The sequence below is a fragment of the Burkholderia sp. IDO3 genome (genome assembly GCF_003366075.1).
Taxonomy (GTDB): domain Bacteria; phylum Pseudomonadota; class Gammaproteobacteria; order Burkholderiales; family Burkholderiaceae; genus Burkholderia; species Burkholderia anthina.
Genome location: NZ_CP028962.1, coordinates 3,010,157 through 3,036,489, shown reverse-complemented (window position 1 = coordinate 3,036,489; position 26,333 = coordinate 3,010,157). Strand labels below are relative to the sequence as shown.

Below are 26,333 nucleotides of genomic sequence, written 5' to 3'. Positions count from 1 at the left end.
GACATGGGGCCGATGCCGGCCGGCGGGCCTGCGCCGGCCAATGTCTGACGATTCTACATAAAACGTCTCCGAATGGAGACGATCCGGCCGTCAGGACAGCCCACCGATTCGGGCAGGGCTTTCCCGGACAAGGGATTCCGGCGTGTCTCCATAGTGAGATAATTCGTCTTGATTCGGAGACAACCGGCTGAGCATACGCGGAGACGACGACACGATGATGAACGACCGGGTTCGCCTGCCCGTCAATTACGGCGACGTGCTGCGGCGCGCCGCCGAGTCGCTGTTTCGAACCTTCGAGGATTCGAGTGCGGGCACGGTGGTCGTCGATCGCGACGCGCGCGTCGTGTGGATGAACGAGCGATATGCGGCGCGCTTCGGTTTCGCCGATCCGCAGCAGGCGGTCGGCCTCGATTGCGAAACGGTGATTCCGAACAGCCTGATGCGCGAGGTGGTATCGACCGGGCAGCCGATCCTGCTCGACATCATGGAGACGGGCCGCGAACCGCTGGTCGTCACCCGGCTGCCGCTGAAGAACGAGGCGGGCGAGACGGTCGGCGCGATCGGCTTCGCGCTGTTCGACCAATTGAAGACGCTCACGCCGATCTTCTCCCGCTATGCGCAGCTTCAGCAGCAACTGATCGCGACGCAGCGTTCGCTCGCGCAGGCGCGCCGCGCAAAATACACATTCGCGAGCTTCGTCGGCACGAGCGCCGCGAGCCTCGAAACCAAGCGCCAGGCACGGCGCGCCGCGCAGGTCGATTCGCCGGTGCTGCTGCTCGGCGAGACGGGCACCGGCAAGGAACTGCTCGCGCATGCGATCCACGCGGCTTCGGCGCGCGCGCTCCAGCCGCTCGTGACCGTCAACGTCGCCGCGATACCCGACACGTTGCTCGAAACCGAATTCTTCGGTGCGGCGCCGGGCGCGTATACCGGTGCCGACCGCAAGGGGCGCGTCGGCAAGTTCGAGCTGGCCGATCGCGGCACGCTGTTTCTCGATGAAATCGGCGACATGCCGCTGCCGCTGCAGGGCAAGCTGCTGCGCGTGCTGCAGGACAAGGAGTTCGAACCGGTCGGCTCGAACCGGATCGTGCGCGCGGACGTCCGGATCATCGCCGCAACGTCGGCCGACCTGCCCGCGCTGGTCGCGGCCGGCCGCTTTCGCGCCGATCTCTATTACCGGCTCAACGTGCTGACCATACACGCGCCGCCGCTGCGCGATCGGGCGTCCGATATTGCCGCGCTCGTCTACGCGACGCTCGAGGAACTGGCCGCCCAGCACGGCCGCGCCGCGCACTGCGAGCTGACCGACGACGCGCTGCGGATGCTGTGCGCCTACCCGTGGCCGGGCAACGTGCGCGAGCTGCGCAACACGCTCGAGCGTGCGCTGATGCTGTCGGATCGCTCGGTGATCGATGCGGGTGCGCTCGCGCCGTTCCTCGGTCCGGTACGCGTGGCGCCGGACGGCATGCCGGCCGGCGCGCTGCCTGCCGTGCCGGCCGCCGCCCGGGACACGGGCGATGCACCGGTCGTTTCGTATACCGATGCATTGGCCGCGTGGGAGCGCCAGTTCCTGACCGACGCACTCGCGGCTTGCGACGGGAGGGTGGTGGAAGCGGCTGCGCGCATCGGCATCGGCCGGGCGACGCTCTACAAGAAACTGGCGGCGCTCGGCATCGACCGATAGCGCCGCGCGGTGGAGGCTGTCGCAAGCAGGCGGCCGAACCGTGGCAGTACCGGACAGGAGACAACGATGAAGTGCATCGGTATCGCCGGATGGATGACCGCTCTGGTGGCGGCGTCCGCGTTCGCGCAGTCGGGCGATGCCGACGCGCCTGTGGCGCGGCGCAATTGGTACAACGATCCGTTCGTGGCGCTGTCGCAGGACTTTGCCGAGTGCCCGCTGCCGCTCGGCCCGTGGATGACCCGCGCCGAGATGGAGGACGATGCGCATTACCGCGCGGAGCGCGGGACGACCTGCTGGCTCGCGCACCGCTGCACGAAGCCGAATTCGTATATGTACGACGCACCGATCGCCGCGGCTGCGAAAGCCCGTTTCGACGGCACCGGCCGCTTGCAGGGCACGAGCCTGTGGATCACCGTGCAGCGCCGCTTCATTTATGTCGAAGGGTGCGCGGATCCGGCATTCGATCGGCAGGCGTTGCAACGCGAACTTGCCGCGCTTCCCGACGTCGAACGAGTTTTCGTTCGCATCACCGACGATCCGCACGGAGCGCTGCCGTACAAGACGCGTGGCCAGCCTGACAGGGCGCCCGACTGAACGGTGGATGGTAGTGCATGGCATACTCGCGTGATTCAGAAAAAGGTTGACGGAAAGAACAATGAAACACATGCTTGCGTCGGTCTGTCGGTGGCCTCGAACGCATTGGCGTCAGGCCGGATTGTTGGCCCTTGTCGCGGGGCTTGGCGGGTGTGGCGGCGGTGCGCCGCTGTTTACTTCGGACGGGCGCCCGACTACGCAGGTGCAGTGCACGGGCAACGACTGGAGCAATTGCACGGACAATGCCCGCGCTATCTGCAACGGGGAATTCGACATCCTCGATCAATCGACCGATGACGCCGTGCGAAATCTTCTCTTCGCATGCAAGAAGAAGAGCGGCTATTGATCCCGAAATGACCAGGTGAGGGACGTTAATCGGGAGAAGCGCTTTTCTATTCGCTTGGAGTCGGCTATTTTTCATGAATAACACTCACGGAATCCCATCCATATGGCGACCTACCGGCAACTGACTGCGCAGCTCGAAAGGCTTCAGCAAAAAATCGACAAGGAACGCGAAAAGGCGATTGCCGATGCGATTGCCGCCATTCGAGCCAAAATCGTGGAATTCGACATTACGGCAGAGGAGCTCGGCTTTCGTCCGATAGGCGCCGCCGCTGCCGCAAAGCCGAAGCGTCCGTTACCGCCGAAATACCTGAATCCGAAGACCGGCGAAACGTGGAGCGGCCGCGGCCGTGCACCGGCGTGGCTCGGCAAGAACCGCGCGCGTTTCCTGATCAAGGACTGACTCCCGAAAATCCTCACCTTTCGTGCGTCGACTGACGGTGCGAACGGCCAAACGGCCGTCGCACCGTTTGTTTTTGTGCCGTTGCAACGCGATTCCGGCCGGCGAATCGAACGGCAATGCCACGCGATTAACGGATTCCATTTTGCTAATTCACTGCAATTCGACCGGATATCGCGGCGAATTGCGGTAAACAGCCCGGCAATTACGTTGCACTCGCGCATCGACATGCGCGCGCGTCGCGGTGCTGACGGACTGCCGACGATCATCACCGCTCGCGCATTGACGCGGCGCATCGCGCAATTCCCGAATGTGCTCACCATGGCTCCCGTAAATCCTCACCTTTGAGGATGCGACCGGATCGCCGCATCGTGCCGCCTTCGCCCGGTGCGTCGTGCGAAGGCATCGGTTACGGGCCCATGTTGCAAGCATTGATGCGTGCTGCACAGTCGGCCGTTCGGCATATAGGCAGCCGCATCCGGTTCGCCTATGCTTGGAGTTCGCGTCGACCGGCGCACGGCCATCCGTGCCCGTGTACCGGTCGGGTCGTCTTTCATTACCGTATGGAGCCGATGTGACCGTCCGCCATCTCGATGCGTTGTTCCAGCCCAAGTCCGTTGCGGTCGTCGGTGCATCGTCGCGCGCGGGAAGTTTCGGCGCGATCGTATGGGCGCGCGTGATCGACGGCGCATTCGACGGGCCCGTATGGCCCGTCAATCCGAAGTATCGCGAGCTGAACGGGCATCCGGTCGTTGCCGATGTCGATCGATTGCCCGCACCGCCTTCGGTTGCCCTGATCTGCACGCCGCCCGCTACGTGGGCCGGCATCGTGCGCAAGCTCGGCGAACTCGGCACGCGCGTCGCGGTGATCGTCGGCGAGGCGCGCACCGATGCGGATCGTGCCGCGCTCGATCGCACGCTCAAGGCCGCGAAGCCGTTCGTGCTCCGTATCGTCGGCCCGGGCACCCTCGGCGTGTTGTCGCCCGCGCGTCATGCGCATTTCGGCGCGCCTGCCTATACGGCGCGATCGGGCGGCGTCGCGTGGGTGTCGCAATCGAACGCGCTGACGAACGCGGTACTGGGCTGGGCCGATGCGCGGGGGCTCGGCTTTTCGCATGTCGTCGCGCTCGGCAGCGAGGCCGACGTCGATGCGGGCGACGTGCTCGACTATCTGGCGAGCGACCCCGGCACGCGCGCGATCCTGCTCGAACTCGATACCGTGTGCGCCGCGCGCAAGTTCATGTCGGCCGCGCGCGCGGCGGCGCGCAACAAGCCGGTGCTCGCGCTGCGCACCGGGCGCGCCGATCCCGGCGATGCGCTTTACACGGCCGCTTTCCAGCGCGCGGGGATGGTGCGTGTCGATGCGCTCGACGATCTGCTCGACGAGATCGAGACGCTCGGTGTCGGGCGGGTCGCCGCGCGCGGCGCGGCGACGCTCGTGACGAGCGACGCGGGCGTCGCGAAACTCGCGGTCGATGCGGTTGCCGAGGTGCGCGACGTGCTGGCCGCGTGGCCGGCGGCGGCAACCTCGGCGGTGGCGGCCGCGCTGCCGCATCTCGCCGCGCCCGGCAATCCGCTTACATTGGGCGACGATGCGCGTCCCGAGCATTTCGGTGCGGCGATCAAGGCGCTTGCGCCGTTTCCGCAGACGGGCACGCTGTTCGTCGTGCATTCGACGTCCCACAGCGCGCCGGCCGATGCCGTCGCGCGCACGCTGATCGAATCGCGGCAACATGCGTATCGCGGCATCCTTGCGTGTTTCTTCGGTGCGGTCGATGCGGCGACGCGCGACGCACTGCACGCGAACGGCATCCCGGTACACACGACGCCCCAGCGGCTTGCGCGCGCATACGCACGTCTCGTCGATTACAACCTCGGGCGGCAGTTGCTGATGCAGACCCCCGAGGGCACGCCGCCGCAGCCGGCCGAGTGCGTCGCATCCGCACAGGCCGAGGCCCGCCGGATGGTCGAGGCCGGCGAACCCGAGCTGGCCGGCGACGCCGCGTTGCACTGGCTGTCGCACTTCGGCCTGCACGGCGAGCCGGCCGATGCACCGGCCGGCGCCAGGGTCGTCGACGTCACGGTCGACATGTACGACGATTCGAATTTCGGCCCGGTGTTCCGCTATGCCGTGCCGCCCGCGGACGGTGTATCGGCGCCGTTCGTCGTGTACGGGCTGCCGCCGCTGAATACCGTGCTCGCCCGCGCGGTGATGGAGCGTTCGCCTTATGCGCGTCGCACGCCCGTCGAGCCGACGCTCGGCGCACTGACGGCGCTGTCGCAAGTCGTATGCGACGTCCGTGAAGTGGTCGCGATGTCGATCACGCTGCGCGTGCTGTCCGATCGCGCCTACATCATCGCGCCGCGCGTCACGCTGGCCGCCGGGCGCAGCCGGCTCGCGATCATGCCGTATCCGCGCCATCTGGAGCAGACGCTCGAATGGCGCGGCGAGACCGTGACGATCCGCCCGATTCGTCCGGAAGACGAGGAGGCGCACAACGAGCTGCTGGGGGCGATGACGCCGGACGATCTGCGCATGCGCTTCTTCGGCGCGGTGCGCAGCTTCGATCACTCGCAAGTGGCGCGCATGACGCAGATCGACTACGACCGTGAGATGGCTTTCATCGTGGCGTTCACCGATGTGTCGGGCCGGTCGCACACGCTCGCGGTGGCGCGCGCGGTCGCCGATCCCGACAACGAGACCGCGGAGTTCGCGATCGCGGTGCGGCCCGACCAGAAGGGCAAGGGGCTCGGCCGTCTGATGATGGCCCGCATCATCGACTACGCGCGATCGCGCGGCACGGCATGGATGATCGGCGAAGCGCTGCGCGAGAACACGGCGATGATCTCGCTGGCGAAGTCATGCGGCTTCACGACCTCGACGACGGAGGAGCCGGGCGTGGTGGGCTTCAGAATGAAACTGCAACCGTAGTCGCGCGTAACACGCGCCCGGCCGGGCGGGGATGCGGGGGCAGGCGGTGCGGTTCGCACGGCATCCGCGATGCTCGTTCACAGCTGGCTGTGCCGATTCGTCATACTTTGGAATGCAGAGCATCGACGCGCTACCGAATACGCGAAGCGGTGCGGCTCTCCGTGACCTGCGGGAAACGCGAATTCATCGAGACACGGCATTCGCGTCGGGCTTGTCGCGCGTTTCGATGACATCTGCGTGCGGGCAGTTCCGCTGGCGTATTCGAGCACGCCGACACCCGCATCCCGCACCTTCGGCATCGGAAATATCGAAAAGGTGAGACTTTTCGGGAGCGGAGGGTGAGCTTTTCCGGGGGGTGCAAGGTGAGCCGATACGGGAGCTGTTCGGTGAGCCTTCCCGGGAACTGGCGGTGAGTGCCTGCGGGAAGCCGCGGTGAGCCTTTCCGGGAGGGCTTGCAGAGCGTCTGCGCAACGCATCGGTGAGGGCTTTCGGGACACGCAGGTGAGCGTCTTCGGGAGCCATGGGTGAGCTTTTGCGGGATGTGCTGGTGAGCGCTTACGGGGCACCAAGGTGAGACTTTTCGGGAGCATGGAAACGGCGCGCTCCGGCTGGCGCGGCGCGGGCGTTTGCCGGCGTCCGCGCCGGGGCGGGCACGCATGAACCGTGCCCGGGGCGGGGTTTATGCGGCGAGTTTTGCCGCTGCGTCGTTCACCTGGTCGCGGGAAATCGCGAGTTCTTCGAGGTGCGTTTCGGCATAAATGCCGCCGGTTTCGCGCTCGAGGCGGGCGATCGTCAGCGCACAGCGTGCGGTGTCCTTCGGCATGGCGATGAAGCGTTTGACCGACTCGCCGGACGTGAATGCGTCGAACAGCGCGGCGCGCACGTCGTCCGGAAGCGTCTTGGTCCATTGGTACGGCTTGCCGTTGAACGTGATCGACGGCGGCAGCGCGCGTTCCTTCTTCGTGGCGGTGATGAGCCCGTAGGTGCGCGCGGCGTCGCCGATCTGCTCGGGCGAGAAGAGTTCGTCGGGCGTGATGTCGAACTGTTCGATGTAGTTCTCGATCGCCAGCATCGCTGCGGCACGATCGTCACGCTTCTGCTGCGCGCGCGCGACGATGTCGCGCAGTTCGTCGGCTTCCTCGGGCGTGATCGTGAAGCTCGCCTGCTTCTGCTGAAGTTCGGAGAAACGCTGGAATTCTTGATCGTTCAGAAGTTTGGCCATGACATCCATCGGATACGGCAGCCGCGACAGCCGGCCGCCGTAGTTTTTGAGAGGGCCGCTATTCTAGCGTAGCGCCGGCGCCTGCCCGGCAACGACCCGCGGAATGCCCGCGCAAGCCCGCACTACCGCGGCTCTTACCGCATGCCTGCCCGGCGTTCCGACGGCGCGCTCTATCCGTCAGCGTCCGCCCAAACCCGCGTCAGCACGTCTCCGCGCGGCACATCGACAGACGGCCGGCCGTATCGCGCAGCCCGTCGACGACCGCATCGACGGACGGCGCCATGTGCGTATCGATCCGGCGCATGTACGGGCAGGTGAGCACCGCGATCGCATGGCCGGACGGGCCGAGGATCGGCGTGCTCAGGTCGGTGACGCCGTACGCCTGCCGGCTGTCCTGGCGCACATAGCCGGACTGGCGGATCGACTGGCACGCGAACGCGAGCTCCTGCTCGTTCATCGGCGCTTCGCCCTTGACCTTGCGGTGCTCAGCTAACATGTCCGCGCGCTGCTCGCTACCCTGGAACGACAGCATCACGCGGCCCGACGCCGTATCGGCGAGCCCGATGCGCGAGCCGAGCCGCACCGATACGCCCCACGCGCCGGGGCCGTCGACCTGCGCGATCACGAGCAGCGTGCCGCGATCGTAGACGGACAAATGGCACGACTGTTCGGCGGTATCGGCGAAACGCTGCATCAGCGGCAACGCTTCGGCGATCAGCCGGTTCATCGGCGGATGCCGGTGCGCGAGCGCGAACAGCTTGAGGCTGAGGGTGTAGCGGTCGCCGCCGCTCGAACGCATCACATAGCGGCGGGCCACGAGACGTTCGAGCATCCGGTAGATCTCGCTCGCGTTGCGGCCGAGTTCCTTGGTGATCTCGGTGCGAGTGAGTCCTTCCTTCTGTTCCGACAGGAGTTCGAGAATGTCGAGACCCTTGTCCAGAGCGGGCGCGCGATAGCGGTCGGTCGCGCCCATCGACTCCCGTGCGTCGCTGTCGAGAAACGGGGTGTTGGTCGTTTGCGTCATGGGTATGAGGTCAGTGAATTTCCGATCGACAGGCGACGCACGCTGGCCGATATCGCACACGGATCCGTTGGCCCCGGATATGGATGGAGGCACCGTCCGTCCGAGCTTAACAACAAACTTTCAGTGTGCAATGCAGCGTCTTTTTACCGATCGTTACCGATCAAGAACGGATCAACGGTCGTTTCCGATGACAGGGTCACAACGAATATTGCTGGTTCACTCCCCAATCCCGACGGGGACGACGCATTTCGACGTCGCGCAGCGATGCCGGCGGCCCCGATGCTGCGCCGCAGCGCCGGCGGTTGCACCAATAGTCGGTATCCGTCGCGGGTCATTTCATTGCGGGCCGTGGATGGTACAAAGAGCGGCGGGCCAGCGACGGCGCGGCCGCGCGTGAAGCCGGCCGGTCGGGCCGGCACATGCCGCGGATGCCGGGCCGTCGTCGCCGATGCGCAGACCGGCGGCCGCCCGTTCGATGCGCGTCGCACTTCGGTGCGGCGCCGCGATCGCTGCGCCCGCGCGAGCCTCGCGCGTCGAACGGCCTGCCGGCGATGGTGCCGATGCGCGCCATCGACGATCGACATTCAGTCCGGCGCGTGGCTGTGAACGGCTGCGCCGGCCGGTATCCTGTCACATTCGACAACAGAGGTTGAGCACGATGAAACTGCTTCGCTATGGCCCGTCCGGCCAGGAAAAGCCCGGCATTCTCGACGCGGACGGCCGGATTCGCGACCTGTCCGCGCACGTGCCGGATCTGGCCGGCGACGCGCTGTCCGACGCCGGTCTCGCGCGGCTGCGCGCGATCGATCCGGCCACGCTGCCGCTCGTGTCCGGCGAGCCGCGCATCGGCGCGTGCGTCGGCCGTGTCGGCAAATTCATCGGCATCGGTCTGAACTATGCCGACCACGCGGCCGAAGCCGGCATGCCGGTGCCCAAGGAGCCGGTGGTGTTCGGCAAGTGGACGAGTTCGATCTGCGGCCCGAACGACGGCATCGACATCCCGAAGGGCTCCGTGAAGACGGACTGGGAAGTCGAGCTCGGCGTCGTGATCGGCGCGGCCTGCAAGGACGTCGACGAAGCGCGCGCGCTCGATTACGTCGCGGGCTATTGCGTCGTCAACGACGTGTCCGAGCGTGAATGGCAGATCGAGCGCGGCGGCCAGTGGGACAAGGGCAAGGGCTTCGACACGTTCGGCCCGATCGGCCCGTGGCTCGTCACGCGCGACGAGGTGCCGGATCCGCAGCGCCTCGACCTGTGGCTCGAAATCGACGGCCACCGCTATCAGAACGGCAACACGCGCACGATGGTGTTCAGCGTCGCGCAGCTGATCGCCTATCTGTCGACCTGCATGACGCTGCAACCGGGCGACGTGATCACGACCGGCACGCCGCCGGGCGTCGGGATGGGCATCAAGCCGTCGCCGGTGTTCCTGAAGCCCGGCCAGGTGGTGCGCCTCGGGATCGACGGGCTCGGCGAGCAACTGCAGCGCACACGCGGCGCGCAGTAACCGCGGGCGCGGTGCGGGCCGGGGTGCGGGCGCAACCCGGCGGCCTCCCGGCCGGTGCGCGCCGGCACGATCGCTCCCGCATGACTGACGGCGGCGATCGTCGCACGCCGAACATCGATGCAGCAAAGCAAGGACAAGGGCCCGGTTCCGCGCGATGCGGAATCGGGCCCTTGTCGTTCGTCCGCGTCCGGACGCAGCGGATCAGACGATGTTGTCGAGTTCGCAATGCGCTTCGAGCCGATACCCGTCGGGATCGACGACGAACGCCGCGTAATAGCCGGCGCCGTAGTGCTCGCGCTTGCCCGGGCCACCGTTGTCCTGACCGCCGTGCTGCAGTGCGGCGCGGTAGAACGCATCGACCTCCACCGGCGACGACGCGCGAAACGACACGTGCAACCCCGACTCGGGATCGGCGGCGATCGGCCGCTCCGCGTGCTGCAACCACAGCACCGGTTCGGTGGTGCCGTATCCGAGGGATCCGTCGTCGCTGTACAGCCGCTTGTAGCCGAGCGCACCGAGCGTGCTGTCGTAGAACGCGCGGCTGCGGTCGATGTGGGCAACGCCGAAGGAAAGGTGATCGATCATCTGTGGCTCCTTGAACTGAAGAGGGGACGTCAGTGCGGCAAACCCGTCGACAGGCGCCCGGTCAGCCGGGCGTGCTGTCGTGGAACGCCCGGCCGCGGCCGGTGTGGATAACTCGGAAGGGAAGACGATCGAACATCTGTGGCTCCTTGAGCGGAACGGAACACCCGTGCCGCACATCCGTTCTTAACCATCATGCTGGTTATGTTAGGAAGCGTCCGCGGGCTTGTCAACCGGCATGGTGGTTAGATACGATCGGGACATGAACGATACGCAACCTGCCGTCACGACGGACTGCCTGATTCCCGCGCCGCCCGAAACGCTGAGCATCGATTTCGCGAACACGCTGTACTGGCGCGGCGCCGACGCGCCGACGGAAACCTTCGGCACGCTCGACGACCTGTTCGCATGGTGCCGCGAGCAGGCGCGCGTGCCGGCCGGCCTGGCCGACGCGTGTCGCGCGGGAGAGAAGGATGACGAGCCGGCGACGCTCGCGCGCGCGCTTGCGTTGCGCGAGGCGCTGTACCGGCTCTTTCATGCGCAGGCCGAGCGGCGCGAGCCGCAAGCGGACGATCTCGCGCTGCTCGGCGGTTTTCTGGCGGAAGCCGCGCCGCGCGTCGCGCTGACGCGGCTCGACGGCGGCTATGCGTGGCGGATCGGGCGCGCGGGCGCGACACTCGCAGGTGTGCTGAGCCCGGTGCTGTGGTCGGCGATCGACCTGCTGGGCGGCGCGCGGCTCGCGAAGGTCAAGCGCTGCGCGAACGACGCATGCCAGTGGCTGTTCATCGACGACAGCAAGAACGGTAGCCGCCGATGGTGCTCGATGTCGTCGTGCGGCAACCGCGCGAAGGCGTACCGCCACTATCACAAGGCCGAATGAAGCGGCGGCTCGGGCCGCGCTTCCCGCTCGTCTAGCCGGAACCTATTTCGCCGACAGCTTGCGCCACAGCGTCGTCTTGCTGATGCCGAGCATCGCGCACGCGCGATCGCGGTCGCCGCCGCACGCGTCGAGCACCGCGCGGATCTCGTCGGCTTCCGCGCGGCGGCGGCGCGCCTGGAGCGTCCGTGCATCGTCGTCGCCGGCGCCGGCCGCATCGGGCGGCGCGGCGAACAGTTCGGGCGCGATCGCCTGCAGCGCATCGGGCGCGAGCGCGCCGCACGCGGCGGCCGGATCGTGCGCGTCGACTTCCTCGGCCAGTTCCACCGCGATCCGCTCGACCACGTTCTGCAATTCCCGCACGTTGCCGGGCCACCGGTAGCGCGCGAGCGTCGCCTGGGTCGCGTCGAGCACGCGCAGCGCGTCGCCGGCATCGCGCACGCGCTCGGCCAGCCGCGGCTCGCGCCGCGCGGCCTGCACGAGCAGCGTCGCGGCGAGCGCCGGAATGTCGGCCGCGCGATCGCGCAGCGGCGGCAGGCCGATGTTCAGGATGTTGAGCCGGTAATACAGATCGGCGCGGAACGTGCCGGCTTCGACGGCCGCGAGCAGCGGACGATGCGTCGCGGCGACCACGCGCACGTCGATGCGGATCGGCTCGGTCGAGCCGAGGCGGATCACCTCGCGCTCCTGCAGCACGCGCAGCAGCCGGCTTTGCAGCGACGGCGGCATCTCGCCGATCTCGTCGAGAAACAGCGTGCCGCGATGCGCGGCCTCGAACAGCCCCGTCTTGCCGCCGCGCCGCGCGCCGGTGAACGCGCCTTCCTCGTAACCGAACAGCTCGCTCTCGAGCAGCGCCTCCGGAAACGCACCGCAGTTGACCGCGACGAACGGATAGCTGCGCCGCGCGGACAGCGCATGCAGGCTCTGCGCGATCATCTCCTTGCCGGTGCCGCTTTCGCCGAGCACGAGCACGGTCGCGTCGGAGCGCGCGTAGCGGCGCACCAGCTCGCGCACGCGCGCCATCGGCGCGGACGTGCCGACCACGTCGTCGAGCGCGTAGCGCGCCGCGAACTGCTGCGTGTTCGGCTGCGAACGCAGCGCACGATCGAGCCGCTCGACCGCGCGCGATTCCTGGAACGTCAGCACGCTGCCCGATGTGACGCCACGATCGACGAGCGGCCCGCGATGCACGACGTAGCGCACGCCGCGCACGGTCGCGAGCGCGTCGCCGTCCTCGCCGCGCAGCGTGCGCAGTTCGGGCCGCAGATCGACGAGCGCGCGGCCGACGGCCGCCGCGGGTTCGACCCCGAGCGCCGACGCGAGCCGCTCGTTGATCGCCTCGACGCGGCCGCGCGCGTCGAGCGCGACCACGCCGTCGCGCAGGTGCTGCAGCAAATTGTCGAGCCGCTGGCGGCGAAACGCCTCGGCGTGTGTCGCGTACGCGACTTCCAGCGCCGTGTCGACGGCCTTGCGCACCGACGTGTGCGAATACAGGAACACGGCGCCCATGCCCGCGCTCGCCGCGAGGTCGGTCACGAGCCCGGGGCCGACGATCGTCTCGATGCCGCGATCGTGCAGGTCGTGCACGCAGGCTTCCGCTTCCTGCGCGGACTGATATGACGCAAACTGCACGTCGAGGCCGTACGCGGCGACGAAGCGGCGCACCTCGGGCGGCGTCTCGCCGGCGCTGACGAGCGCGATCCGCGATGCATCGCGCCGCGCCCGCGCCAGCGCCTGCATCACGTCGAAGCCGGTCGGCGACACGACCACGACCGGCACCTGCGCCCGCGTTTTCAGGAAGGCGCCGTTCGAGCCGGCCGCGACGATCACGTCGGGCCGCGCGGTGCCGGCCTCCGCGATGGCGCTCAGCGCGTCTTCATACGCACGCGTGACGATGCGCACGTCCGCGCGTTCGTCGAATTCGCCGGCGATCTCGCGAAACAGCTCGCGCAGGCGGCTGATGCCCATCGCCCAGATGCGCGGGCGCACCGTTCGGTCGGCCGGACCGACGGGTTTGGTCGAGGAGAGATCCATGGCGACCGATTATGCGCGCGCGATTTCATTTTTGAAACATGGAATTGCCAAATTGAAACAGATGGGCGATGAAGCGCCAGCGCCGGTTGCTTAAGAATCAGTGGGTTAGCGGCGATCCGCAAGCTGGCCCGGTCCTTGCTGTTAATGGGCATTCCTTCAGGAGGCCGTTCATGAGCAACACGCATCTTCAGAGCGCCGGCGCGAAATTCCGCGCGGCAGTCGCGGCCGAGCAGCCGCTGCAGGTGGTCGGCGCGATCACCGCGTATGCAGCCAAGATGGCGCAGGCCGTCGGCTTCAAGGCGGTTTACCTGTCGGGCGGCGGCGTCGCCGCGAACTCGCTCGGCATCCCCGATCTCGGCATCAGCACGATGGAAGACGTGCTGATCGACGCGAACCGGATCACCAACGCGACCGACCTGCCGCTGCTCGTCGACATCGATACGGGCTGGGGCGGCGCGTTCAACATCGCGCGCACGGTGCGCTCGTTCATCAAGGCCGGCGTCGCGGCCGTCCACCTCGAGGACCAGGTCGGCCAGAAGCGCTGCGGCCACCGTCCGGGCAAGGAAGTCGTGCCGGTCGAGGAAATGGTCGATCGCGTGAAGGCCGCGGTCGATGCGCGTACCGACGACCAGTTCGTGATCATGGCCCGCACCGACGCGGCCGCCGCCGAAGGGATCGACGCCGCGATCGAGCGCGCGATCGCCTACGTGGAAGCCGGCGCGGACATGATCTTCCCGGAAGCGATGAAGACGCTCGACGACTACCGCCGCTTCAAGGCCGCCGTGAAGGTGCCGATCCTCGCGAACCTGACCGAGTTCGGCTCGACGCCGCTCTTCACGCTCGACGAGCTGCGCGAGGCGAACGTCGACATCGCGCTGTACTGCTGCGGCGCGTATCGCGCGATGAACAAGGCCGCGCTGAATTTCTACGAGACGCTGCGCCGCGACGGCACGCAGAAGGCCGCCGTGCCGACGATGCAGACCCGCGCCGAGCTGTACGACTTCCTCGGCTATCACGCGTACGAGCAGAAGCTCGACGAGCTGTTCGCGCAAGGCAAGAAGTAACCTGCCCGCGCGCCGGGACACGGTTCCCGGAACGCTTTGCATGAAGCCGGGCTGCGCGCGCCAGCGCCGGGCCCGGCCGGCATGACACCCCCGATACCCATTGGAGAACGGAAACATGAGCGAGACGAAAGACGCAGCAGCACCGGCCGCCGCAGGCGCATTCAAGCCGAAGAAGTCGGTGGCGCTGTCGGGCGTGACGGCCGGCAACACGGCGCTCTGCACGGTCGGCAAGACCGGCAACGACCTGCACTACCGCGGCTACGACATTCTCGACGTCGCCGAATCGTGCGAGTTCGAGGAAATCGCGCACCTGCTCGTGCACGGCACGCTGCCGAACCTGACCGAGCTGGCTGCGTACAAGACGAAGCTGCGCGCGCTGCGCGGCCTGCCGAGCGCGCTGAAGGTCGCGCTCGAGCAGATCCCGGCCTCGGCTCACCCGATGGACGTGATGCGCACCGGCGTGTCGGTGCTCGGCACCGTGCTGCCCGAGAAGGACGACCACAACCTGCCGGGCGCGCGCGACATCGCCGACCGCCTGATGGCGTCGCTCGGCTCGATGCTGCTGTACTGGTATCACTTCTCGCACAACGGCAAGCGCATCGAGACGGAAACCGACGACGACTCGATCGGTGGTCACTTCCTGCACCTGCTGCACGGCAAGACGCCGTCGAAGTCGTGGGTCGACGCGATGCACACGTCGCTGATCCTGTACGCGGAGCACGAGTTCAACGCATCGACGTTTACCGGCCGCGTGATCGCGGGCACGGGCTCGGACATCTACTCGGCGATCACCGGCGCGATCGGCGCGCTGCGCGGCCCGAAGCACGGCGGCGCGAACGAAGTCGCGTATGAAATCCAGAGCCGCTACAGCTCGCCGGACGACGCCGAAGCCGACATCCGCCGCCGCGTCGAGAACAAGGAAGTCGTGATCGGCTTCGGTCACCCGGTCTACACGATCTCCGATCCGCGCAACAAGGTGATCAAGGGCGTCGCGCACAAGCTGTCGAAGGAAGCGGGCGACGTGAAGCTGTACGACATCGCCGAGCGCCTCGAATCGGTGATGTGGGACGCGAAGAAGATGTTCCCGAACCTCGACTGGTTCAGCGCCGTGTCGTATCACATGATGGGCGTGCCGACCGCGATGTTCACGCCGCTGTTCGTGATCTCGCGCACGTCCGGCTGGAGCGCGCACATCATGGAGCAGCGCATCGACAACAAGATCATCCGCCCGAGCGCGAACTACACCGGTCCGGAAGACCTGCAGTTCGTGCCGATCGAGAAGCGCTGATCGCCGGCCGCGCACGCCGGCCGCCCGTGATGCGGGCTGCCGGCGCGCGCGCAATGTCTTACCCCGAATTCCGCCCCACATCATGAATACCGCCAACCGCAAACCCCTGCCCGGCACGTCGCTGGACTTCTTCGACGCGCGTGCCGCGGTCGAAGCGATCGCGCCCGGCGCCTACGACACGCTGCCGTACACGTCGCGCGTGCTCGCCGAAAACCTCGTTCGCCGCTGCGACCCGGCGATCCTCGCCGATTCGCTGAAGCAGATCATCGAGCGCAAGCGCGAACGCGACTTCCCGTGGTTCCCGGCGCGCGTGGTGTGCCACGACATCCTCGGCCAGACGGCGCTCGTCGATCTCGCGGGCCTGCGCGACGCGATCGCCGACGCCGGCGGCGACCCGGCGAAGGTGAACCCGGTCGTGCCCGTGCAACTGATCGTCGACCACTCGCTCGCCGTCGAATGCGGCGGCTTCGATCCGGACGCGTTCGCGAAGAACCGCGCGATCGAGGATCGCCGCAACGAGGATCGCTTCCACTTCATCGAATGGACGAAGCAGTCGTTCGAGAACGTCGACGTGATCCCGCCGGGCAACGGCATCATGCACCAGATCAACCTGGAGAAGATGTCGCCGGTGATCCAGGCGCAGGATGGCGTAGCGTATCCGGACACCTGCGTCGGCACCGACAGCCACACGCCGCACGTCGACGCGCTCGGCGTGATCGCGGTGGGCGTCGGCGGGCTGGAGGCGGAGAACGTGATGCTCGGCCGCGCATCGTGGATGCGCCTGCCGGACATCGTCGGCGTCGAGCTGACCGGCAAGCGCCAGCCCGGCATCACCGCGACCGACGTCGTGCTCGCGCTGACCGAATTCCTGCGCAAGGAGAAGGTGGTCGGCGCGTATCTGGAATTCCGTGGCGCGGGCGCGGCGAGCCTCACGCTCGGCGACCGCGCGACGATCTCGAACATGGCGCCCGAATACGGCGCGACGGCCGCGATGTTCTTCATCGACGGCCAGACGACCGACTACCTGCGTCTCACCGGCCGCAGCGACGAGCAGGTGAAGCTGGTCGAGACCTACGCGAAGGCGGCGGGCCTGTGGGCCGACACGCTCGCCAATGCGCAATACGAGCGCACGCTGACGTTCGACCTGTCGAGCGTCGTGCGCAACATGGCCGGCCCGTCGAACCCGCACAAGCGGCTGCCGACGTCCGATCTCGCCGCGCGCGGGATCGCCGGCCAGTGGGAGGAAAAGGCGGGCGAGATGCCCGACGGCGCGGTGATCATCGCCGCGATCACGAGCTGCACGAACACCAGCAACCCGCGCAACGTGATCGCCGCGGCCTTGCTCGCGCGCAACGCGAACGCGAAGGGCCTCACGCGCAAGCCGTGGGTGAAGAGCTCGCTCGCGCCGGGATCGAAGGCGGTCGAGCTGTATCTGGAAGAAGCGAACCTGCTGCCCGAACTCGAGAAGCTCGGCTTCGGCATCGTCGCGTTCGCGTGCACGACCTGCAACGGGATGTCGGGCGCGCTCGATCCGAAGATCCAGCAGGAGATCGTCGACCGCGACCTGTACGCGACGGCCGTGCTGTCCGGCAACCGCAACTTCGACGGCCGCATCCATCCGTATGCGAAGCAGGCGTTCCTGGCGTCGCCGCCGCTCGTCGTCGCGTATGCGATCGCCGGCACGATCCGCTTCGACATCGAGAAGGACGTGCTCGGCCACGACCAGGACGGCCAGCCCGTCACGCTGAAGGACATCTGGCCGACCGACGAGGAGATCGATGCGATCGTTGCATCGAGCGTGAAGCCCGAGCAGTTCCGCAAGGTCTACGAACCGATGTTCGCGCGCACGGCCGATACCGGCGAGCGTGCGGCGCCGCTGTACGCGTGGCGCGCGCAGAGCACGTACATCCGCCGTCCGCCGTACTGGGAAGGGGCGCTGGCCGGCGAACGCACGCTGACGGGCATGCGTCCGCTCGCGGTGCTCGGCGACAACATCACGACCGACCACCTGTCGCCGTCGAATGCGATCCTCGCGAACAGCGCGGCCGGCGAGTACCTCGCGAAGATGGGCCTGCCGGAAGAGGACTTCAACTCGTACGCGACGCACCGCGGCGACCACCTGACCGCGCAGCGCGCGACCTTCGCGAACCCGACGCTGATCAACGAGATGGCGGTCGTCGACGGCGCGGTGAAGAAGGGCTCGCTCGCGCGCGTCGAGCCGGAAGGCCAGGTCATGCGGATGTGGGAGGCGATCGAGACGTACATGAATCGCAAGCAGCCGCTGATCGTGATCGCCGGCGCCGACTACGGCCAGGGCTCGTCGCGCGACTGGGCCGCGAAGGGCGTGCGGCTCGCGGGCGTCGAGGCGATCGCCGCCGAAGGGTTCGAGCGGATCCACCGCACGAACCTGATCGGGATGGGCGTGCTGCCGCTCGAGTTCAAGCCGGGCACGAACCGCACGACGCTCGGCATCGACGGCACCGAAACCTTCGACGTGATCGGCGAGCGCAAGCCGCGCGCCGATCTCACGCTCGTGATTCACCGCAAGAGCGGCGAGCGTGTCGAGGTGCCGGTGACGTGCCGGCTCGATACGGCCGAGGAAGTGTCGATCTACGACGCGGGCGGCGTGCTGCAGCGCTTCGCGCAGGACTTCCTCGAATCGTCGCAGGCGGCCTGACGGCGCGCCGGGACGTTGAATCCGGGCGGTGCACACGTGCATCGCCCGTCGTCAGATGGATTTGCATGGGACCGGAGCCGGCGCGCGAGCGCCGGCTCCGGTCGACAGGACAACACAGACATGGCACACATTCCCCAAATCAGGATTCCCGCCACCTACATTCGCGGCGGCACCAGCAAGGGCGTGTTCTTCCGGCTGCAGGACCTGCCCGATGCCGCGCAGACGCCGGGCGCCGCGCGCGACGCGCTGCTGCTGCGCGTGATCGGCAGCCCCGATCCGTACGGCAAGCAGATCGACGGGATGGGCGGCGCGACGTCGTCCACCAGCAAGACGGTGATCGTGTCGAAGAGCACGCGGCCCGGTCACGACGTCGATTACCTGTTCGGTCAGGTCGCGATCGACCGTGCGTTCGTCGACTGGACCGGCAACTGCGGCAACCTGTCGGCGGCGGTCGGCCCGTTCGCGATCAGCGGCGGGCTCGTCGATGCGGCGCGCGTGCCGCGCGACGGCGTCGCGACCGTGCGGATCTGGCAGGCGAACATCGGCAAGACGATCGTCGCGCACGTGCCGATCACGAACGGCGCGGTGCAGGAGACGGGCGATTTCGACCTGGACGGCGTCACGTTCCCGGCCGCCGAAGTGCAGCTCGAGTTCATGGATCCGGCCGCCGAGGAAGAAGGCGCGGGCGGGTCGATGTTCCCGACCGGCAACCTCGTCGACGATCTGGCGGTGCCGGGCATCGGCACGCTGAAGGCGACGATGATCAACGCGGGGATCCCGACCATCTTCGTCGAGGCCGAGGCGATCGGCTATACGGGCACCGAGCTGCAGGACGCGATCAACGGCGACGCGAAGGCGCTCGAGAAGTTCGAGACGATCCGCGCGCACGGCGCGCTGCGCATGGGCCTGATCGACACGCTCGACGAGATCGCGACGCGCCAGCACACGCCGAAGGTCGCGTTCGTCGCGAAGCCGGCCGACTACGTTGCGTCGAGCGGCAAGCGCGTGAAGGCGGGCGACGTCGACCTGCTGGTGCGCGCGATGTCGATGGGCAAGCTGCATCACGCGATGATGGGCACGGCGGCGGTCGCGATCGGCACGGCTGCGGCGATTCCGGGCACGCTCGTCAATCTCGCGGCAGGCGGCGGCGAGCGCAACGCGGTGCGCTTCGGGCATCCGTCGGGCACGCTGCGGGTCGGCGCGGAAGCGCAGCTCGAGAACGGCGAATGGACCGTCACCAAGGCGATCATGAGCCGCAGCGCGCGCGTGCTGATGGAAGGCTGGGTGCGCGTGCCGGGCGACGCGTTCTGATCGCACCGGTCGTCGTTCCGATGACAGTCAAGGGCGGCTTCGGCCGCCCTTGTCGATTCTGCGTCGGCGTCGGCTCCGGTGCCGGTCAGCCGTGCAGGAAGCGGCGCAGCGCATCCTGGCCGATGCGCCGCGCCGCGGCGGACAGTCGCGCATCGGGCACGATGTCGAAGCCGTGCACGCCGCCCGGGAACACATGCAGTTCGGTCGGCACGCCGGCGCGGATCAGCCGCTGCGCGTAGTCGATGTTCTCGTCGACGAACAGGTCGAGCGTACCGACCGCGATGAACGCGGGCGGCAGCCCGTCGAGCCGTTCCGCGCGGGCGGCGGCGGCATACGGCGACACGCCGTCGCCGCCCGGCGCGCGGCCGAGCAGCGACGTCCAGCCGAACCGGTTGTTGGCCGCGTGCCAGACGAACTCGCCGGCATGCGGATGCGGCGCGCGCACGCAGGTGCGGTCGTCGAGCATCGGATACATCAGGTGCTGGAAAGCCAGCGGATATTCGCCGCGGTCGCGCGCGAGCAGCGCGAGTGCGGCGGCGAGCCCGCCGCCCGCGCTTTCGCCCATCACGCCGATGCGCGCGGCGTCGAGGCCGAGTGCGTCCGCGTGACGGAAAGTCCACGCAAGCGCCGCGTAGCAATCGTCGATCGCGCCGGGAAACGGCGTCTCGGGCGCGAGGCGGTAGTCGATCGATACCAGCGCGCACCCGAGCGCCTTCACCAGCGGACGATGCACGGCTTCGAGATCTTTCGCGGCGCCGCGCACGTAGCCGCCGCCATGCATGTGCACGATCGCCGGCAGCGGGCGCGCCGCGTCGTCGGGCAGGTACACGCGGACCGGCACGTCCGGTGCGCCGCCGGGGCCCGGCACGCGACGCTGCTGGAGCGTGGTGCCGACGGTGTCGATCGGCGGCAGCGGCAGGGTGCGCGCGCGGTGCCGCGCGAGGTTGTCGGCGTCGAGCGTGACGGTGGGCCAGACGTCGAGCCACGGGCGGATGTCGGGGTCGACCAGATGTCGTGTGTTCAGGATGCGGCTCCTTGGCGAGGGCGGCGCCACGCGCGCCGGCCGGTGAACCCGTGACGACGGCGTCACAGCACGCTGCGCGCGACGACCCAGCGATGCACTTCGCTCGGGCCTTCGAAGATGCGCATCAGCCGCGCTTCGTTCGCCATCTGGTGCAGCGGCAGCTCCTTCGTCATGCCCATCGCGCCGAGCGTCTGCATCGCATGATCGATGACGCTCGACGCCATCTCGGTCGCGAACACCTTGACCATCGAGATCTGCGTGCGCGCGTCCTGTCCGGCATCGACCCGCGCGGCCGCTTCGTAGGTCATCAGGCGGCACGCGTGGATCTGCGTCAGCGCGTCGGCGACCCACCACTGGATCGCCTGGCGCTCGGCGAGCGGCACGCCGAAGGTCTTGCGCTGCTTCGCATGGTCGCACAGCAGCGCGACCGCGCGCTCGGCGCGGCCGATGCACCACGCGGCCATCTCCAGCCGCCGGTTCGACAGGCGCGCCTGCATCGGCGCGAACCCGGCGCCTTCGCGGCCCAGCAGTTGCGCGGCGGGAATGCGGCAGTCCTCCAGCACGATTTCGTAGGTCGACAGCCCGCCGATCATCGGGATCCGGCGCTCGATGACGAAACCCGGCGTGTCGCGTTCGACGATGAACGCCGACATGCCGCCGCGCTTGCCCTTGCTCCGGTCGGTCAGCGCCATCACGATCGTCCAGTCGGCTTCGCGTGCATGGCTGATCCAGATCTTCCGGCCGTTCAGCACCCACGTGTCGCCGTCGCGCACGGCCGTCGTCGACAGCGCGCCCGGATCGGAGCCGGCGCCCGGCTCGGAAATCGCCATCGCGGCGCGCGTGAGGCCGCGCGCGTACGGTTCCAGGTAGCGCGCGCGCTGCGCGTCGTCGGCCGCGTCGCACAGCATCCGCAGGTTCGGTGAATCGGGCGGCAGGATGTACGGCGTCACGGTCGTGCCGATCGCTTCGTTCACGCCGACCATCGCGACGGCCGGCAGGTCCGAGCCGCCGGCATCGGCGGGCGCGTCGAGCCCCCACAGGCCGAGCGCCCGGGAGCGCTCGTCGAGCCGCGCGCGTTCGTCGGGGCGCAGCGCGAAACGCTGGCCGTCGGCCTCGCGCGCCATCACGGCTGCTTCGAGCGGCATCAGCTCGTCTTTCACGAAGCGTGCGACGAGATCCTTGATCATCCGGTGGTCGAGATCGAGTTCGAAATTCATGGGGAGGTCGATGAAGGCGTGAAGGGAAGGCGCGCGCTCAATACGCGCGCGCCGGAGAGGCCGCCCGGGCGCGCAACGTGGCGAGCAGCGCCACGCAGCCGAGCGCCAGCAGCGCGGCGTTGAAATAGAGGCCGGCGCGCATCGATCCGGTGGCGGTATTCAGCACGCCCATCAGGAACGGGCTCGCGAATCCGCCGATCGCGCCGGACATCGTGATCGCCGCGATCGCGACCGCCATCGAGCGCTTCGGCAGCGCGAGCCCCGGCACCACCCAGAACGCGGGCAGCGACGCGGCATGCGTGGCGACCGCGACGCAGAGCGCGATCGTCAGGTTCGCGGTGCCGTCGACGCGCGCCAGCACGACGAGCGCCGCCGCGCATGCGAGCATCGCGGCCGCACCGTGTTCGCGCCAGGCATGCCGGCGCTCGGTGCGCCAGCCCATCCCGAGCATGCCGACGATGCCGCACAGGTAGGGCAGCGCGGACAGCAGGCCGATCTGCATCGCGCCGTGCAGGCCGCCGCGATGCAGGATCACGGGCATCCAGAACACGAGCGCGTAGCCGGCTGCCGCGATCGCGAAATTGGCCGCGCACAGCAGCCAGAAGTCGCGGTGCGCGAGCAGCGGTCGCGCCGGGGCCGCGCCGGGGTCCGTGTCTGCGTCGGCGAGCGCGTGCGCATCGCGCAGCGCGGCCTTGTCGGCGTCCGACAGCCAGCGCGCGTCGTCCGGCCGGTCGTCGAGATAGCGCAGCGCGACGAAGCCGAGCGCGCTGCTCGGCAGCCCTTCGACGATGAACAGCCATTGCCAGCCGCTCAGGCCGGCGACGCCGTCGAAGTACGTGAGGATCGCGCCCGACACGGGGCCGGCGATCATCCCGGCGAGATACAGCGCGCTCATGAAGAGCGCGAACGCCTTCGCGCGCTGCTTCGGCGGATACCACGCGCCGAGATAGAACAGGATGCCGGGGAAGAAGCCGGCCTCGAACACGCCGAGCAGGAAGCGGCACAGGTAGAACTGCGCGGGCGTCGCGACGAACATCGTCGCGGCCGAGCCGAGCCCCCACAGCACCATGATCCGGGCGATGGTGCGGCGTGCGCCGATTCGCGCGAGCAGCGCGTTGCTCGGAATTTCGAACACCATGTAGCCGATGAAGAAGATGCCCGCGCCGAGCCCGTAGACGGCATCGGAGAGGTGCAGCTCGGCGGCCATCTGCGCGTGCGCGAAGCCGATGTTGATCCGGTCGATGAACGACAGCGTGTAGCAGAGGATCAGGAACGGCAGCAGGCGCCGCGAGATCCGGCGGTAGAGCGCCGGCATCGCGGTGTCGCGCGCGCCGGCCGGGGTGGACAGGGTCGGGGTCATGGGCCTTCCGTCAGAAGCGGTGAGTGATGCCGAGCGCCAGCACCTGCTCGGTGCCGCCCGGCTGCGGTTGCACGCCGGCGATGACGGTGTTGCTCGCGTCGCCGCCGTTCTTCAGGTACAGATAGCGGGCATAGACCGAGGTCCGCTTGGACAGCGGATGGTCGTAGCCGATGCCGAACGCGGTCGCGTCGTTCGCCGAGCCCTTCACGTCGCGGCGCACGGCCGACACGAGCACGCGATCGAGCGCGCCGACGTTGATCGCCGCGCCGACGCTCGCCGTCGAGAACGCGGGCAGGCCGGGCGCCGTGCTGGCGCCGTAAAGGAATGCGCCGTACAGCTTGACCCGCGCGAACGCGTAGTTCGCCGCGAACACGTAGTGGCGGGTGGTCGTCGGCTGCACGACGGGCGCGAGGTTGCCGGCCGATACGTCGCCCTGGAAGCTCGCACCGACATAGAGCCCGCCGATCCGGTACTGGAGCCCCGCGCCGTAATTGCGGCCGGCCTGCATCGACAGCGCGTTCGGCGTGGGAAAGCCGTAGGTGGCCATCACGCGCAGGCCGTTCCAGTCGGGGCTGAGATACGACACGGCCTGGTTGAAGCGCGGAATCGGCGGCGTCGTGTTGGTCGTGATCGTGTCCGTCGACGTCGCGAGCAGCGCAAGCGGCGACATGCGCTCGTTCAGGCCGAACGGATCGCCCTCGTACACGGTGTAGAACGCCGGCGTGTACTGCCGGCCGAGCCGCAGGTCGCCGTAGCGGGTGTTCTGTAGCGCCACGTACGCCTGCCGGTAGAACAGCATGCCGCCCTGGAGCGAGCCGTCGGCCGGCGAGAAGCCGCTTTCCAGCACGAACTTGGTCGAGGTTCCGCCGCCGAGATCCTCGACGCCGGTCAGCCCGATGCGGCTCGTCGACCCGCCGCCGCCGCTCTGCCGGAAGCTCGACAGGCTGCCGATACGATCGAACTCGACGTAGCTGTCGACGATCCCGTACAGCGTGACCGACGACGCGTGCGCATGTGTCGTGCACAGCACGCATGTGCCGATCAGGAATGCTTTCCGTTGCATGAATGTGTCTCCGTTCCATGTTTGTTATGTGCCGCGCCCGCGAGCGGGGCGGCGATCGACGGCGCGCGGCGGACGGGGCCGCGCGCCGTCGGGATCAGCGTCCCTTGAACACCGGTTTGCGTTTTTCGAGGAACGCGCGGGCGCCTTCGATACGGTCCTCGCTCGCATAGACGTCGGGGCCGACGTCGAGCCGCAGCGCCGCGGCAACCGGCAGGCCCCAGCTGCGCGTCGCCGTTTCCTTGATGCGGCGGATCGTGAGCGGCGCGTTCGCGGCGATCGACTGCGCCAGTTTGCGCACGGTGTCGTCGAGCGCGTCGCCGGGAACGACGCGGTTCAGCAGCCCGATGCGCGAGGCTTCGTCCGTGTCGATGCGGCGGCCCGTAAACAGCAGCTCCATCGCAATCGCGCGCGGCAGCATGCGCGGCAGCAGCACGCTCGCGAAGTTCGCACCCATGCCGACCCGGGCTTCGGGCAGCGCGAAATACGCGTGATCGGCGGCGACCCGCAGGTCGCACGCCAGCGCGATCTCGAAGCCGCCGCCGACCGCATAGCCGTTGATCGCCGCGATGGTCGGCTTGCGCAATTCGAGGATCAGCTCGTGCACGTTGCGCGCGAGCCCGCGCATCGGCCGCATGCCGCGCATCTCGGGGTCGCCGAGATCGACGCCCGCGCTGAAGGCCCGGTCGCCCGCGCCGCGGATCACGATCGCGCGTACCGCAGGGTCATCGTCGAGCGTGACGAGCGCGTCGCACAGGCGCCGGAACGCATCGGCGGACAGCGCATTGGCGACATGCGGACGATGGATCGTCAGCCATGCGATGCCGTCTTCGTCGTGGCGCAGGATCGACGCGGCGTCGTCGGCGGTCGGGGAGGAGGCCGTGTGCGATGCGGTCATGCTGCGCTCCCGGTGATGCCGGCGCGTTCGTCGTGAACGACGCCGGCCTGCCGTAGCGCGTCGCGGCCGGCCGCGTCGATGCCGAGCGCGTCGAGCACGGCGTCGGTATCGGCCGCGAACGGTCGCGGCGGCTGGCGGATCGAGCCGGGCGTGCGCGACAGCTTGGCCGGGATGCCCGCGCCGGTATACGTGTCGCTCTTGACGAACATCGCGTTGCGGGCCGCCTGCGGATGGTTGAAACCGTCGGAGATGGTGTTGACCGGCCCCGTCGCGACGCCGGCGCGCATCAGTCGATCGACGACTTCGTCGGCGAGCAGTTCGCCGGTCAATTGCCCGATCAGCGTGTCAAGCGCATCGCGGTGCGCGACGCGCTGCGCGTTGGTCGCGAAACGCGGATCGCGGGCGAGTTCGGGCACGCCGAGCGCTTCGACCATCTTCGCGAACGTGCGGTTGTTGCCGGCGCCCGTGGCGACCGGCTTGTCCTTGCACGGATAGACGCCGTACGGCGCGATCGCGGCGTAGACGTTGCCCGTCGCGACGGGCACGTCGCCGGTCGCCATCCAGCTCGTGCTGACCGGATGCAGCATCGACAGCGCGGTGCTGAACAGGTCGATGTCGACGTGCTGCCCGAGGCCGGAGCGCGTGCGCTCCACCAGCGCGAGCAGGATGCTCGACACGGCGCTCAGCCCGGCCGCGTAGTCGACGACCGGAAACGGCACCTTCAGCGGCATGCCGCCCGGTTCGCCGTTGATCGACATGAAGCCGGCGAGCCCTTGCGCGACCGCGTCGTAGCCCGGAAACCGCGTGAGCGGACCGTCGGTGCCGTAGCCGGAGATCGAGCAATGCACCAGGCGCGGAAAGCGTTCGCGCAGGCAGTCGTCGTAGCCGATGCCCCAGCGTTCGAGCGTGCCCTGCTTGAAGTTGTCGACCAGCACGTCGGCCGTCTCCAGCAGGCGGAACAGCACGTCGCGCCCGTCGGGGTGCGACAGGTCGAGCGCGAGGTTGCGCTTGTTGCGGTTGAGCCCCCAGAAATAGCTGGAGAGGCCGGAGGGCATGGCGGGCCCCCAGTCGCGTGTTTCGTCGCCTTGCGGCGGTTCGATCTTGATGACGTCCGCGCCGTGGTCGGCGAGCGTCTGCGTGCAGAACGGGCCCGCATAGACGCGGCTCAGGTCTACGACGCGCACGCCCGCGAGCGCGCCTGCGTTGTTGCTGGTCATGACGTGGTTTCCTTCGAGG

General features: G+C 68.4%; 21 protein-coding genes. 11 read left to right on the top strand and 10 right to left on the bottom strand.

Translation table 11 applies throughout. From position 1 onward, the window contains the following. Window positions 1-214: 214 nt before the first annotated feature. From DCN14_RS13920 to DCN14_RS13900, 5 genes are all read left to right on the top strand, one after another. The gene (locus DCN14_RS13920; RefSeq protein WP_096507822.1) at window positions 215-1,684 is read left to right on the top strand and encodes a sigma 54-interacting transcriptional regulator; all 1,470 of its coding nucleotides are present in this window, start codon (window positions 215-217) and stop codon (window positions 1,682-1,684) included. A gap of 66 nt (window positions 1,685-1,750) precedes the next feature. Further along, window positions 1,751-2,278, top strand: coding sequence for a hypothetical protein (locus DCN14_RS13915; RefSeq protein WP_096507821.1), 528 nt, complete (start codon window positions 1,751-1,753; stop codon window positions 2,276-2,278). A gap of 61 nt (window positions 2,279-2,339) precedes the next feature. After that, window positions 2,340-2,624, top strand: a complete 285-nt coding sequence (locus DCN14_RS13910) for a hypothetical protein (protein WP_172441939.1) — start codon at window positions 2,340-2,342, stop codon at window positions 2,622-2,624. Window positions 2,625-2,726: 102 nt separating this feature from the next. After that, the gene (locus DCN14_RS13905; RefSeq protein WP_096507820.1) at window positions 2,727-3,023 is read left to right on the top strand and encodes an H-NS histone family protein; all 297 of its coding nucleotides are present in this window, start codon (window positions 2,727-2,729) and stop codon (window positions 3,021-3,023) included. 571 nt (window positions 3,024-3,594) lie between these two features. Then, window positions 3,595-5,952 carry a GNAT family N-acetyltransferase gene (locus tag DCN14_RS13900; RefSeq protein WP_096507819.1) on the top strand — a complete coding sequence of 786 codons (2,358 nt, stop codon included), beginning with the start codon at window positions 3,595-3,597 and terminating at the stop codon, window positions 5,950-5,952. Between the two features lie 679 nt (window positions 5,953-6,631). Here the strand turns inward: DCN14_RS13900 and DCN14_RS13895 are convergent. Both DCN14_RS13895 and DCN14_RS13890 read right to left on the bottom strand, forming a co-directional pair. Beyond that, window positions 6,632-7,183, bottom strand: a complete 552-nt coding sequence (locus tag DCN14_RS13895; protein WP_096507818.1) for a hypothetical protein — start codon at window positions 7,181-7,183, stop codon at window positions 6,632-6,634. A gap of 190 nt (window positions 7,184-7,373) precedes the next feature. Continuing rightward, on the bottom strand, window positions 7,374-8,198 hold the full coding sequence (locus tag DCN14_RS13890; protein WP_172441938.1) for an IclR family transcriptional regulator: 825 nt from the start codon (window positions 8,196-8,198) through the stop codon (window positions 7,374-7,376). A gap of 658 nt (window positions 8,199-8,856) precedes the next feature. Between DCN14_RS13890 and DCN14_RS13880 the strand changes: the two genes are divergently transcribed. Beyond that, a complete protein-coding gene (locus DCN14_RS13880) occupies window positions 8,857-9,705 on the top strand; it encodes an ureidoglycolate lyase (RefSeq protein ID WP_096507874.1) in 849 nt (282 codons plus the stop codon). A gap of 201 nt (window positions 9,706-9,906) precedes the next feature. On the opposite strand, the gene DCN14_RS13875 is transcribed toward DCN14_RS13880, so the two are convergent. Further along, window positions 9,907-10,290, bottom strand: a complete 384-nt coding sequence (locus DCN14_RS13875) for a VOC family protein (RefSeq protein WP_096507817.1) — start codon at window positions 10,288-10,290, stop codon at window positions 9,907-9,909. 235 nt (window positions 10,291-10,525) lie between these two features. Here DCN14_RS13875 and DCN14_RS13870 point away from each other — a divergent pair, with 235 nt between their 5' ends. Continuing rightward, a complete protein-coding gene (locus DCN14_RS13870; RefSeq protein ID WP_096507816.1) occupies window positions 10,526-11,167 on the top strand; it encodes an ABATE domain-containing protein in 642 nt (213 codons plus the stop codon). 42 nt (window positions 11,168-11,209) lie between these two features. Here DCN14_RS13870 and prpR read toward each other — a convergent pair whose 3' ends face one another. Next, window positions 11,210-13,198, bottom strand: a complete 1,989-nt coding sequence (gene prpR / locus DCN14_RS13865; protein ID WP_096507815.1) for a propionate catabolism operon regulatory protein PrpR — start codon at window positions 13,196-13,198, stop codon at window positions 11,210-11,212. 170 nt (window positions 13,199-13,368) lie between these two features. Between prpR and prpB the strand changes: the two genes are divergently transcribed. From prpB to prpF, 4 genes are all read left to right on the top strand, one after another. After that, complete coding sequence (gene prpB / locus DCN14_RS13860; RefSeq protein WP_096507814.1) at window positions 13,369-14,262, top strand: methylisocitrate lyase; 894 nt, start codon at window positions 13,369-13,371, stop codon at window positions 14,260-14,262. Between the two features lie 115 nt (window positions 14,263-14,377). Beyond that, window positions 14,378-15,550, top strand: coding sequence for a 2-methylcitrate synthase (gene prpC / locus DCN14_RS13855; RefSeq protein WP_096507813.1), 1,173 nt, complete (start codon window positions 14,378-14,380; stop codon window positions 15,548-15,550). Between the two features lie 82 nt (window positions 15,551-15,632). Beyond that, window positions 15,633-18,227 carry a Fe/S-dependent 2-methylisocitrate dehydratase AcnD gene (gene acnD, locus DCN14_RS13850; protein ID WP_096507812.1) on the top strand — a complete coding sequence of 865 codons (2,595 nt, stop codon included), beginning with the start codon at window positions 15,633-15,635 and terminating at the stop codon, window positions 18,225-18,227. A gap of 120 nt (window positions 18,228-18,347) precedes the next feature. Next, window positions 18,348-19,538, top strand: coding sequence for a 2-methylaconitate cis-trans isomerase PrpF (prpF, locus tag DCN14_RS13845; RefSeq protein WP_096507811.1), 1,191 nt, complete (start codon window positions 18,348-18,350; stop codon window positions 19,536-19,538). Between the two features lie 85 nt (window positions 19,539-19,623). On the opposite strand, the gene DCN14_RS13840 is transcribed toward prpF, so the two are convergent. The 6 genes from DCN14_RS13840 to DCN14_RS13815 form a co-directional block, all read right to left on the bottom strand. Further along, entirely contained in the window at window positions 19,624-20,592 is a 969-nt protein-coding gene (locus DCN14_RS13840) for an alpha/beta hydrolase (RefSeq protein WP_240327220.1), read from the bottom strand. A gap of 32 nt (window positions 20,593-20,624) precedes the next feature. Next, window positions 20,625-21,779 carry an acyl-CoA dehydrogenase gene (locus tag DCN14_RS13835; protein WP_096507810.1) on the bottom strand — a complete coding sequence of 385 codons (1,155 nt, stop codon included), beginning with the start codon at window positions 21,777-21,779 and terminating at the stop codon, window positions 20,625-20,627. A 37-nt stretch (window positions 21,780-21,816) separates the two neighbouring features. Beyond that, a complete protein-coding gene (locus DCN14_RS13830; protein ID WP_096507809.1) occupies window positions 21,817-23,139 on the bottom strand; it encodes an MFS transporter in 1,323 nt (440 codons plus the stop codon). Between the two features lie 10 nt (window positions 23,140-23,149). Next, on the bottom strand, window positions 23,150-24,202 hold the full coding sequence (locus tag DCN14_RS13825; RefSeq protein WP_096507808.1) for a porin: 1,053 nt from the start codon (window positions 24,200-24,202) through the stop codon (window positions 23,150-23,152). Between the two features lie 94 nt (window positions 24,203-24,296). Next, window positions 24,297-25,097, bottom strand: coding sequence for an enoyl-CoA hydratase-related protein (locus tag DCN14_RS13820; RefSeq protein ID WP_096507807.1), 801 nt, complete (start codon window positions 25,095-25,097; stop codon window positions 24,297-24,299). Continuing rightward, a complete protein-coding gene (locus tag DCN14_RS13815) occupies window positions 25,094-26,314 on the bottom strand; it encodes a CoA transferase (RefSeq protein ID WP_096507806.1) in 1,221 nt (406 codons plus the stop codon). Before DCN14_RS13815 ends, DCN14_RS13820 begins: the two co-directional genes overlap by 4 nt. Between the last annotated feature and the right edge of the window lie 19 nt (window positions 26,315-26,333).